11 protein-coding genes are annotated in these 11650 nt (G+C 49.9%); 6 read left to right on the top strand and 5 right to left on the bottom strand.

Going from position 1 to position 11650, the window contains the following annotated elements:
- Positions 1 to 188 precede the first annotated feature (188 nt).
- Positions 189 to 947: a gamma-glutamylcyclotransferase gene (locus GOV45_RS01220; protein WP_170473142.1), complete on the bottom strand. Its 759-nt coding sequence runs from the start codon at positions 945 to 947 to the stop codon at positions 189 to 191.
- A 607-nt stretch (positions 948 to 1554) separates the two neighbouring features.
- On the opposite strand from GOV45_RS01220, the gene GOV45_RS01215 reads away from it, so the two are divergent.
- The 5 genes from GOV45_RS01215 to GOV45_RS01195 all read left to right on the top strand — a co-directional run bounded on the left by GOV45_RS01215 (position 1555) and on the right by GOV45_RS01195 (position 5016).
- Complete coding sequence (locus tag GOV45_RS01215) at positions 1555 to 1749, top strand: hypothetical protein (RefSeq protein ID WP_170473139.1); 195 nt, start codon at positions 1555 to 1557, stop codon at positions 1747 to 1749.
- 191 nt (positions 1750 to 1940) lie between these two features.
- Positions 1941 to 2228: a hypothetical protein gene (locus tag GOV45_RS01210; protein ID WP_170473137.1), complete on the top strand. Its 288-nt coding sequence runs from the start codon at positions 1941 to 1943 to the stop codon at positions 2226 to 2228.
- Positions 2215 to 3612: a hypothetical protein gene (locus tag GOV45_RS01205; protein WP_170473135.1), complete on the top strand. Its 1398-nt coding sequence runs from the start codon at positions 2215 to 2217 to the stop codon at positions 3610 to 3612. The genes GOV45_RS01210 and GOV45_RS01205 overlap by 14 nt, the downstream gene beginning before the upstream one ends.
- A 446-nt stretch (positions 3613 to 4058) precedes the next feature.
- Positions 4059 to 4436, top strand: coding sequence for a hypothetical protein (locus GOV45_RS01200; RefSeq protein WP_170473132.1), 378 nt, complete (start codon positions 4059 to 4061; stop codon positions 4434 to 4436).
- 139 nt (positions 4437 to 4575) lie between these two features.
- Complete coding sequence (locus GOV45_RS01195) at positions 4576 to 5016, top strand: hypothetical protein (RefSeq protein WP_170473130.1); 441 nt, start codon at positions 4576 to 4578, stop codon at positions 5014 to 5016.
- Positions 5017 to 5149: 133 nt separating this feature from the next.
- On the opposite strand, the gene arsJ is transcribed toward GOV45_RS01195, so the two are convergent.
- Positions 5150 to 6406: an organoarsenical effux MFS transporter ArsJ gene (gene arsJ, locus GOV45_RS01190; RefSeq protein WP_170473127.1), complete on the bottom strand. Its 1257-nt coding sequence runs from the start codon at positions 6404 to 6406 to the stop codon at positions 5150 to 5152.
- Complete coding sequence (locus tag GOV45_RS01185) at positions 6403 to 7401, bottom strand: ArsJ-associated glyceraldehyde-3-phosphate dehydrogenase (protein WP_170473124.1); 999 nt, start codon at positions 7399 to 7401, stop codon at positions 6403 to 6405. The genes arsJ and GOV45_RS01185 overlap by 4 nt, the downstream gene beginning before the upstream one ends.
- Before the next feature lie 512 nt (positions 7402 to 7913).
- Here GOV45_RS01185 and GOV45_RS01180 point away from each other — a divergent pair.
- Positions 7914 to 9749, top strand: coding sequence for a caspase family protein (locus GOV45_RS01180; RefSeq protein ID WP_254447875.1), 1836 nt, complete (start codon positions 7914 to 7916; stop codon positions 9747 to 9749).
- A gap of 152 nt (positions 9750 to 9901) precedes the next feature.
- On the opposite strand, the gene GOV45_RS01175 is transcribed toward GOV45_RS01180, so the two are convergent.
- A complete protein-coding gene (locus GOV45_RS01175; protein ID WP_170473115.1) occupies positions 9902 to 10399 on the bottom strand; it encodes a hypothetical protein in 498 nt (165 codons plus the stop codon).
- Positions 10396 to 11040 (bottom strand): helix-turn-helix transcriptional regulator, encoded by a 645-nt coding sequence (locus GOV45_RS01170; RefSeq protein ID WP_170473111.1) that lies wholly within the window; start codon positions 11038 to 11040, stop codon positions 10396 to 10398. The genes GOV45_RS01175 and GOV45_RS01170 overlap by 4 nt, the downstream gene beginning before the upstream one ends.
- Between the last annotated feature and the right edge of the window lie 610 nt (positions 11041 to 11650).

Raw genomic sequence — 11650 nt, 5'->3', positions numbered from 1 at the left:
GTTTGGACTTAAGAAGGAGAGTTGCGGACGACGGTGCCATTCGACGAAATCGATGTTTACGTGTGCGGCGTCTGGCTACTTTCCGCTGCGGGATCCGCCGCGTCCTCTGGTTGAATTTGGCTCAACCCATCTGCCGCTTCGAATTGCTCGCAGGGAATTAAAGTAGCGTAAGCGACGGTCTGACTGACCTAGCAGAATTCCAAACCGTCGGTTTTCTTCTTTCCCCTATACGCGACCGCAAGTGCATGAAGCTGGCGCATGTTCTGATCCGCGATACCAAGTTCATCAAGATGTCGCACCAGAGAGTCCAGGTATTCGAAATTTGGTCCATGCCCGCCTTCGGCGAAAGCAATCATTCTGGCCGCTTCGTCTTCCGGAAGGTTTGGCATGTATCGCCTGTTGCTACGGTCCATCACAAATGTCAGTGCTTCCACCGAACCCTGAGGGGTCGCAATGTCGAAGAATACTGGGCGATAGGATCCCGAAAACATTTCCCGCCGCCACATGAATTGGGTTTCCCTGTCAACTAGTTCCGCCGGTATGCGAAAAACAACCCCATTGCATTGACCGCCTTCATCGAGCGCAGCCATCAATCCCGGCTGATCATGGGTACCGCGCCCGCCTTCGAGCCGCATGCAAAAGCTTCGATGCCAACCCATCAAGTTCCCGTAACGGTATTCTTCCACGTGGACTGCAGGGTCCCAAATTAGCGAGCCATAAGCGAAAACCCACAAGCCGCGATCCAACCGTTCGGAAAGCACGGCGTTTCGGTTGGCTTCTCGCGCGTCGTGCTCCATCCGCCAACCGGGTGGCCATCCTTCAACCTTGGCTTGTGCGTCTAACTCATCGAAGCGATCCAACCCAAACCGCATTTCGGAGACATCCGGCGGTGTGATCCGGTCTCGAAGCGCTGGGGTGTGGCGGAAAACATCGTCAGGAAAAGGCATAGTGTGATCTAAACCATATCCTCAAACATGCGCCAGCAAATAAAAGCGTTTCAGACACTTAAAGCCGCCTTATCCAATGAATTTTCGATGGATGGTCGTTGGTTTTCGTGTGCGCTCGTCCAAACGAAGTCTGGGTTTACTATTTCATCAGATATGATCATGCGCTTGAAAAGTGATTCTCTCAAACGATCGCCGCACACGCTTATCAGTTACCGCAAGAGATGTAATTGGTTGACGGCCTTGGGGTAAACTATCCCGCCCACGCGGGGATTTAGACACCAAAAAGACAGAAAACGTGGGCATGCAGGCATAGCCGGAAGAGCCGACTGTCTGGATGAATTCAAGGACTCATGTGTGGTCATCGCGAGACTTCCTTGGAACGGAGTTTGTGTAGTCATCGCGCTTCGTCGAATGCCCGTACTGAAAAAAACCGAAATCACTTGATCACTGCGGTATCACCTTAGAACGGTAAACAATCACAACGCAGCGAGTATCATTGTGCCGATATTCGTTCAAAATTTTTGGCAAAAGCACTGAAATTTGGGCGATAGCATCCAGTTTAAACGCGAAGTGATAAAATCACCCGGTAGTATGTTGTGAGTCGAAAATGGTTAAACAAAGTAAAAAAGATCTCCTTCCGCCATTGGTTGGCGCTGAAGAAATCAGAAGTACTCCGAATGAAAATGGCTCTGTAAATGCCCTAATGGAAGTTATTAAATTAATTACACCAATCTTTGTTTTTCTACTGGCTTACAGCATTGTAATAGCGTCTGCCGCCAGTTTTGTCTCGGTCCAGATGTGATAATTGTGGGCGGGATGAGCAGGTAGAGCCTACAACTTTTATTGAAACGATCAGTGCTTTCCCAAGGCGCCAAAATCGCTGATTGCTCAAGTCCTGTAAATTACGATCGATTGCGTGAGCCAAGGAAGCAGCTGTTCACAAACTCCATATTGGGCGTTTCTAACACACAAAAACCCGCTTTTAGCCGTACTTTGCACAAACTATCGGGCGAGCTTGACGAAAAGGACATTGCGGCGCGGCTCGCCAAGCTTGAGGCGCTCAAAGTACACCCAAGAGATGAGCAAGAGAACGTCGCTGTCAAAGCTCGATTGGAGCGATGTTATGTGATGGCCTTGGGCGAAGATCGCGCCGAAATATCTTACCTTTTGGCCGAGTTTGAATCGGCCCTGACCAAACAGGATCAGAGTTTTATTGCAATCGTAAGGGCGCGAGTAACGACCATACTGGATGATTTCGAGGCCAACTATGTCCGTTTCTGAGGCTGGTTGGCCCTTTGATGTCTTGGGGCTGCCAGATGGAGTTACTGACAAAAAGACCATACGCCGGGGGTACGCCCGTGTCTTAAAGAGCATCGATCAAGAGAGGGACGCCGAGGCATTTCAGGAGCTGCGCCACGCTTATGAGGCAGCGCTGCAAATGGCCGAGGAATTGAGGTTTCATTTCAATGAGGCGCTTGAACACAACGTCCGATTTGAAGACAACACCACACCAGAAGAAAATGATCTTGCCGCTGCACCGCGCGGCGGTGAGGGCGACACTGGGCAGGCAAACCCGCCGACCAATATCCAAGCTGAGGTATCGGCAACTCTGCCAGAAGACACTGCAGTACAAGAAGAGAATGATCTCCTCCATAAGTCATACAGTGATGCGGACGTCGTGGCGCAGACAAATCCTCCGCACAATATTGAGCCGGAAGTTTTAGAAAAACCGCCTGAAAAATTCGGCCATGAAATTTTTGTTTTCGACACCGATTGGGATCACGTTTCAACATTGTGTGCCGAGATACTCAAACCGGAAATGGGCGAGGCGTCAGAAACGCGATTGCGTCGGCTTTGGGAAGACCCTGTGTTTCTGGACCCGGAAGCAGCCGAGTATTTCGAAGATCAGCTTTATTCGCGCATCCGTGGGAAGCTTACATACAACTCCGGTCTTCCTACGCTCCCTGATGAAGTGTCTATTGAATACCTTGCCTTTCTGGACGAAGCTTTTCACTGGTTTTCAGATAGCGTGCGTTTTCAATCGCGTTTCAGCGGCGCTCATGAGATCGTGCTTGCTGCAAGTCGGCTGGCCGAAGGGCAGGGGGTGTTTGAAACCCCGCCAAGCCCCAAAAGCTGGCGAGATTTCACCCGACAAGGTGGTCTCTCACTTCGGAGTCCTTCAAACATTATTTTGACAATCGCGATTGTAGCACTCGTCGCCTATTTTTATTCTCGCCAACCTGATGCGAACCCGGAATTGGTCGGTTTCATTGCATTATACGGCTTCGTGGCGGTACATCCTCTTCAAATTCCGTTCCTGGCGCTGAGCTATTGGCTTCCCGTCGAAAAGGTCGCGCAGGCGCTAACAATTGTTGGAGAGTACACGTTTACAATGCGCGCATGGTTTATGTGGCTGGCGTGTGCAGTGGCTGTCTATTTCGCGTCCCCCCACATTCCGCCAATCTTGAGCCATATCTTGGTCTACCCAGTGGCAGCTTTTCCACTCGTATCCATTGGAACAGCGATACTGACGATTTCTCTCGCGTTACTTTTGGGTATCGGAAGCTTTTTCCTTTCGCTTAAGCTTGCCATCGACTGTTATGTTCATGGCCTGAGCATTTGGATTATGAGGAAGATATTGCGATACAAACGCAAGTCTGGCTGATTGGCATTCTTCTAGCCCGGCGTATTCATTTCCCGATTCCGCGATTGCATTCAGTGGTCCTCTGCAGGCGCCATGTTACGGCATTGCTCAGTGCTGACGCCTCGCTACGGGATTTCTCCGTCTGTGTGTTTACAGCAATATCAGTCGGTGAGCAGCACAGTCACCAATCATCTCATCTTAGACCAAATAGCGCCTCAATTGCGTCACAAACAGGAAAGAGTACACGCAGAAATTCGGTGAAAAGAAAGACTGGAGATCAACTTTTGCGTGTATCACTAAATTGCGCGGCGATTGTCTCAACCTTGTTGCTCACGGCTTGCACGGCTCCTTCGCTGCCAGTCTCAGGGCCTCCGGTAACGGCAACCCTTTTGAAGGATTCAAATACTACCCCCAATGGCGGCTCCAGCGACCTTCTCGTTCGGACCTTTGTGGGAAACAACGGAACAATGACTGAAGTTGCCGGTGCACGGTGTAAAGTTCAATCAAAACAGTTGCGTGCAACAGTTGTAACGCCGCAGATTGTACGTGTTCCCAAATTTAAACAAACTGGCAGTTTGCCTAATCGTGGCCGACCTGAAAACTTGTTGATTTCATGTAATCTTGATAACAAAAAAGGTAGCACGGATGTGTTTGCATCGCGCCATCCATCCGAAGCCTATGCCATGTATGCAGGTGAATCTAGCAGTGATGCCGACACAGCCGGGCCGAACGGGGGCGTCGCAGTCGAGATTGGCACATTTATTGGAAACGCGATCAATAGACAGCTGTTTTTGGCTTTCGCATGGACCTATCTTTATTCCGGCGGCGACGTAGCCTTGGAGTAGTGGCAGCGTGCTTTTCGTTCAGCAAACCTATTCGGGAACTTTGAAATTCAAGAGGAATTCACTCCTACTCAATCTCCAAAAGAAACTCATCGTACAGCTTTTGGTTGTTAGACTTGTACAGGGTATTAGGTGCATTGTTATGGCGGCTTGTCTATGTCTCTGCGCTTCCGCCGTTGCAAAGGACATTCAACCAAAAAGCGGACTTTGGAAGTATTCATACGAATTGTTGTCTCAAGACGGCTGCCCAGCCGAATACGTGGAATATATATCCATGGGAGGCGAAGTATCACTTTCGTTCACTTTACCTTTCAATGCCAAAGACCGCTTAGAGAATGAATACATAGCGGAACGAGTTGGTGAAAATGAATGGTGGGGGTTCGCTTACGAAATACGTGAAGACGAAACTGGCATTGCCACTCTTTATTCCGATGTTTTCCTGAATGTAGTGTCCGAAACCGAGATCCATGAGCGTGTTACATTCCGAGCAACCGCAACCGGATCACGCAAGCGCGAGATTGGGATAACTGGTGGCGTTTGCGTGGGGCAATGGGAAGTGAGATTGCAAAGGGTCGGTGACTGAAACGCTGAAGTTTACCTTCAAGTGCCGTTGCCAGCGTTTTGCCGCTTACAAAAGTGAATAGATTTGGGTTTTGGTGTTTAAAGCAGATTGCTTGCACCAACAGCAAATTTGGGAAGCAAAGCAATTAGGGCGATCACTCTTCGCGTAGAAATCCCGTTGCGATTGCCGCTGCTGCGACCATCGCAGTCGCGGTACCCAGCATTAACGGCAAACCACCCAACTGGTAAGTCAGCCCAGAAAGCAGTGTTCCCATCAATCGTCCCCCGGCATTGGCCATGTAGTAGAAGCCGACATCCATTGTCACGCGCTCAGCTTGAGTAAAAGCCAGGATAAGATAGGAATGCAGCGCCGAATTGATCGCGAAAATTGCTCCGAACACAAATAACCCTGAGATTAGGATTATCGTTAGCCAGATTTGTGGTTCTTCCGAAACCAAAGCAGCAGCGGTAAGGGCCGCAGGTACCACGGTAAGCAACCAAGCCCATTTCCGAGCAGCCTTGATAAGATCACTTTCGGGTCGCTTCGCCGCGTGCAACAAGCGAGGCGCAGAGGCTTGAACAAATCCGTAAAGGATGATCCATACAGCCATAAAACTGCCGATCATGAAAAAAGCAGCTCTGTTTCCGGCTTCACTTCCATCTGACAGAACGGCATAAAAATAAATTGGAATTCCCACAACAAACCAGACGTCTCGTGCGCCAAACAGAAAAACTCGCGCCACAGAGAGCCAGTTGATGTTGGCCGATTTGGAGAAAACCTCGGAGAATTTCGCTCCTTTCCGGCCTTTGGGTAATCCTGGCGGCATTGCGATTAGGACGGCAACAAGGATTACAGCCAGGATCGCGGCCATACCCAACACAGCTGACGAAAAACCAAATGTTGCCAACAAAGCCGCGCCCAAAAGAAAACCGAACCCCTTTACCGCATTCTTTGATCCTGTAAGCAAAGCCACCCAGCGGAACAGGCCGTTGCCCTCGGACGGAGCGAGCAGTTTGACCGCAGATTTTGAGGACATTTTTGCAAGGTCTTTTGCGATCCCGCTCGCCCCTTGCACTATCATTACATAGACCACGGACAATCCGATCGCCCAATTCGTATCAAGTTGAGCGAGCGCTATAAGCGCCAGAATTTGAATACCAAAGCCTGCATACAGGGTAGATGTAAGTCCAAACCGCGCCGCAATCCAACCGGCGCATAAGTTTGTCACCATTCCTGCGACTTCGTACAGCACGAACAGATAGGCCAATTGAACCGGCGTGAAGCCGAGGGTATGGAAATGCAGCAGCACGAGCATTCGCAATGCGCCATCAGTGAGCATGAATGCCCAATAAGCCGCTGTAACGGCAACATAGGCCGACAACCCCTCGGGCCGCGCAGAGGCATTTGTCACGCCGAGCCTCCGACCATAAATGCCACATCTACCAAGCGGTGGGCATAGCCCATTTCGTTGTCATACCAGGCGTAGATTTTAACTTGGGTGCCGTTGACCACCATCGTCGACAATGCATCCACGATACTGGAACGTTGATCGTTGGTGTAATCGGTTGAAACAAGCGGGCGCTCTTCGTAGCCCAGAATGCCCTTTAGTTCGCTTTGCGATGCGGCTTTGAAAAGCGAGTTGACTTCTTCAACCGTTGTTTCACGCTCAACTTCGAATACGCAGTCCGTGAGCGAGGCATTGAGCAAGGGCACGCGAACGGCATGACCGTTCAATCGTCCTTTGAGTTCAGGGTAGATCAAGGTGATTGCTGTTGCGCTTCCGGTTGTTGTCGGGATCAGCGAGTTCAGGGCCGAACGTGCGCGACGCAGGTCTTTGGCCGGTCGGTCCACTATGGTTTGTGTATTCGTAACATCATGAATTGTTGTCATCGAGCCATGTTTTATGCCTAGATTTTCGTGAATGACTTTCACCACCGGCGCCAGGCAATTTGTAGTACAACTAGCGGCGGTCACAATTCGGTGGCGGTCAGCTTCGAATATTTTGTGGTTTACGCCGTAAACAATATTGGCTGCATCGCCATCCTTAACCGGAGCCGAAACAACCACTTTCTTTACTCCTGCCTCAAAGTACGGTTCGATTTTGGCTTCGGTTTTGAAAACACCTGTGCAGTCAATCACGACGTCGACCTCACCTAAAGGCAAGTCAGCGATATCTGTAACCCCCACAAAAGGCAGGCGCGTGCCATCGATTGTTATGGCATCGGCATCATGCAAAATCTCAGCGTCCCAACGACCGTGCACTGTATCGAATTCCAGCAGATGAGCGTGCATTTGCGGGTCTCCGACTGCGTCGTTGATCCAGGCGATTTTTGCGCCTCGCTCAAGCAGGGGTTTCAGGGCCAGTTTTCCGATCCGTCCAAGACCGTTCAATGCATAGGTAGTCACGCAGAAGCTCCCTCATTCGTCTTTGCTACGTCGTCAACAGCCCTCTGCAGTGCGACGCGATCCGGGCGTCGCCTGCAGAGCAGTCGAAACAGAGCCAATCTTTGTGGATGGTCCAGAGTGGCGAGTCGATCAGTGTTTATTATTTCCATAATTCCGGAAGTATTGAATTAAATACGAAAGTGCAAAGGAAAAGTCTGCCATGTACTATTTATCACTTGGTATTTCCTGCCCACTGGTCCTGTAGTGCCGGAATTCCACCCTTCATTTAGGCGGGCGAGACCGAAAATATGCCGAACTATGAATTCAACGCATCTGATATTTGAAAAAACTGGGCGGGTTTCCCTGATTGCCTTCGACACTTCAGTAAAACGTTCAATTTATGCTATATATGGCATTTATTGTGTAATGATTGGTTGCCTTGCATGTTTTTTGATTTCAGCCGTTTGGTCAAGGTTCTGGGTCTTTCTTTCTTTTGTCTTGCGGCAACGGATACTTTTGCCAGCGAAAAACGAATGGCACTCGTCATTGGAAATTCGGATTATTCTCATGTTTCGGTATTGCCCAACGCGACCAACGACGCGAATGACTTGGCCGACGCTTTAACGCGCATAGGATTCGATGTCACAAATGCAGCCAATCTAAGTTATCGGGAAATGCGTTTGGCAATCCGCGATTTTGCCGATGTTGCATCTGATGCGAACGTGGTGTTGGTGTATTTCGCAGGTCACGGCATAGAAATTGACAATACCAACTACCTAATTCCGGTGAACGCAGCACTTCAAAGCGATCGCGACATAGAGTTCGAGGCGATCCGACTGGATGCGATCGTGAACGCGGTTTCCGTGGCAAATGGGTTAAAAGTGGTTTTAGTCGATGCCTGTCGAAATAATCCGTTTTTGACGAACATGGCGCGGACTTCTGCGACCCGATCCATTGGTCGCGGTCTTGGGCGGGTGGATCCGGGCGGTGTTCTGGTAGGCTATGCGGCGCGTGCGGGGACGCTTGCGTTGGATGGAGATGGCCGGAACAGCCCATACGCCCAAGCCTTGCTGACTCACATAGAAGAACCGGGCCTCGAAATAGGACGGTTGTTTCGCAAAGTCCGAGCCTCGGTTCTTGAATTAACCGGCGGATACCAAGAGCCTTTTACGTACGGTTCATTGCCCGACAGGGAAATCTATTTGGTTCCAGCAGCATTAACAGCCCAGCCTAAAGAAACAGCGGTCTCGGTGCCAACGGAAGTTGACAGCCCGTTGGTCCTGGCATGTGATCGGCTTGCGTCAGATCCTGATGACACGACTAAGCCAGTGCAATACACGGGTGTAAGCGATGATGAGATTGATCTAAACGCAGCATTGCCTGCCTGCACAATCGCCGTTGCTGGCCACCCAAATCATGCGCGCAGTTTGTACAACCTCGCACGGGCAGAAAAGCTTTCGGATGAGATTAATGCCAGTCTGGTCCATTACAGAAAAGCATCGGATCTTGGCCATGCTTTGGCTAAAACAAAGCTTGGTGAACTCCTCCTCCAAAGTGGGAAAGACTCGCTCGTTTCGGAAGGCATTGAGTTGTTTGATGCTGAGGCGCAAGGGGGTAATTCGGTATTTGCCAAAATACTTGGTGACCATTTCAGCGGCACCACGGGTTCTTCTCGACAGAACCTTGAAAAGGCATTGCTGTATTACGAAATCGCCGCCAACGCCGGTGATCCTGATGCGATGTTTCAGGTCGGTCATCGACTGTATTCAAACTCTCAATCTACCAAAGATCAAAAGGCGCAGGGTTTGGAGTTTCTGGAGCGTTCCGCTCAGGCAGGGTACGTCCCCGCCCAAATCCGATTGGCTACTGAGTATCTTGCTGAAAATAGGTCTGAACTTCGGGCTCCAGCGCTTCAACTTTTGGAAGCCGCGGCGACTTCGGGCGACACATATGCACAACGCCGTCTAGTGGAAATATATTATGGGAAAGACGGGTTTGAAAAGGACACCCAACGCTATGCTTTCTGGGTTTTGGCGCTCGCGGATAGCGGCGAAAAAGGTTTCAATGTCGAAGCGGGGTGGAATTACGAGGTTGGCCGAGGCGTCGATAGAAATGCGGAACTTGCAGCAAAGTATTATTATGCCGCGCTCAGCACAGGAGAAGAGCTTCCACTTGAACGCGCCACCAGAGATTGGGACAGCAACACAGCAAAGGAAATGCAAAAACTGCTGAGCTTCTATTGGGAAGCGCGTTATGCCGGGCCGATAGACGGTGTGATCGGAAGAGATACTTTGAAAGCCATGCAGCGGGCATGCGGCTGCAGTCCACAGTCGCGATCGGTAGTCTTTTCAAATCTGTTTGCGCAATAAATGCAGTCACGACTAAAATTTAGCCGTCCTATCAAGTGGACAGATGCGTCGTTCAAACCTTAGCGTGGATGAATATCGATTTCGCGTGCTTGCTCTGCGTCGGGAACCACGACTGACGCCTTTATCAAGTCTAAAGTAACTACTGAAGTTTCTTAGACTGGGAAGTCGAGCCGTCTGATCAGATTCCATATGTCGCGGTTGGCTGCTGACAGCCTATCGACCACTTCCTCGATTTCTTTCATGGCCTGATCATCTACAGTGTCCTCGCGACCCATTTTAATGTCTGTCTTACGATCAGAGATGCGCATCAGAATTGTCTTGGGGTTTCCGCTTTCCGGATCAAACGAATAGATACAGTGGTTGAATTTGTTGCGTATTGACGAAAGGCGCAGCAGGCGTTGGGTGTGCTCTAAAATCGGGTCTCTAACTTCCGGTGCGCGACCGTCCATTTTTGCAAGACGCTCGACCAGATCGATGCGCGCCCGTGTTGTATTGAGGGTCAGGAAAATGATTACCGCCACGTCTTTGCTGGTATCGCTTAACCCCGCGATCAGATGTATCAGCAGGCTTTCAGTGTTGGTCCACATGTAGTTGAGACGCCCGACCAGAAGGATCAAGCGGTCGAACCTGGTTTCAAACTGTTCGGTCAATACGTATGGCGCACGTCCTTGGGTGCGACCTCAAAATAGAAATGTGCAGCGGCTGTTCGGTTGCTGACCCCGATTTTTCCCGACATATTGTGCATATGTAATTTGACAGTGTGTTCGGTAATACCAAGGCTCGCAGCGATAGTTTTGTTGCTTTTCCCTTGGGCTACAAGACGCAAAACTTCCTTCTCGCGCTTCGTTAACTTGGCATACAACGGCATTTTCCCAGACTGCCCGGACGGGGTCGCTGTTTCTTGATGTGCATCCTGAACAACACCAGCGCGTGCCAGGGGCACGCAATCGGCCACGAAACTAGGCAGATGTAGTTCTTCGTGCATAAGAAGCCGCAGGATTGCGCGCCATGCATCCGGAGCTACGTTCATTGGAAGATACCCAATATCTCCATACTTGGCCCGGTCCCAATGTTCGAAAAGAAATCGGGCCGAGCTTTCCTTGCGATAAGCAAAGGCCAGACAACCGACATCCGCAGCTTTAACATAATCGAATGGGCGGGTCAGAAGGTCGTCAAGCAACATCTGATCGACTACAACTATGTGCCCTGCAGGATTTGCGCTTACTGCGCTATCAAGAAAGTGGTTCAGGTTATCATAACGCATCGCCTGAACACCAAATTCGTTATGCACACTTCTTAGTGTTTGGTTTGAAAAAAAAAGTTCTTTTCCAATGAAGATTATTGATAATTCATTTGGATAATTTGTTTCTTCTTGGACATCGCCATTCAATGAGAAGCTCACTGACCTACCCTCACCCACACCTACGCCACCAGTCAAAACGTGATTTAAATTAGTGCTAAATTTGGCAGCGCAATACGATAACAGACTATTTCAAAACTACACCGAAGATAGCTTAAAGTTCATATTTCAGCAACAGACCGTTACTGGCTTAATGGCGCGGTCTAGAACTTTCGATCAGGTTTAAAGACGCTACTTTTCGTTAAAATATTGAAAAGTGGGTGTAAAAAAATCTACTGCCTATTTTTCCACTGAACATCCTAAAAGAGCGCTCAATTGGGCGGCTCCAAAAAAAACTCGTTTCTTCTCATGTCTTTGCCGGAACTAATGCTTTCGGGCAGCTATTCTTCTCAGTCCGCCACTGCGACCATGATCCTGCTTTAATAGTCAAAGCAACCTTGATCCAGACGTGCCACGTCCAGCGCAATTTCGCGAATCTCTGGTGGTTACGTTGTCGGCTTGGCCGAGAAAGGGGGTGTCGGACTGAACAAAACATAACCGC

It is taken from the genome of Ruegeria arenilitoris (assembly GCF_013035425.1).
GTDB lineage: Bacteria > Pseudomonadota > Alphaproteobacteria > Rhodobacterales > Rhodobacteraceae > Ruegeria > Ruegeria arenilitoris_A.
The sequence above is the reverse complement of the archived record's forward strand: the minus strand, read 5'-3'. Positions and strand labels throughout refer to the sequence as shown.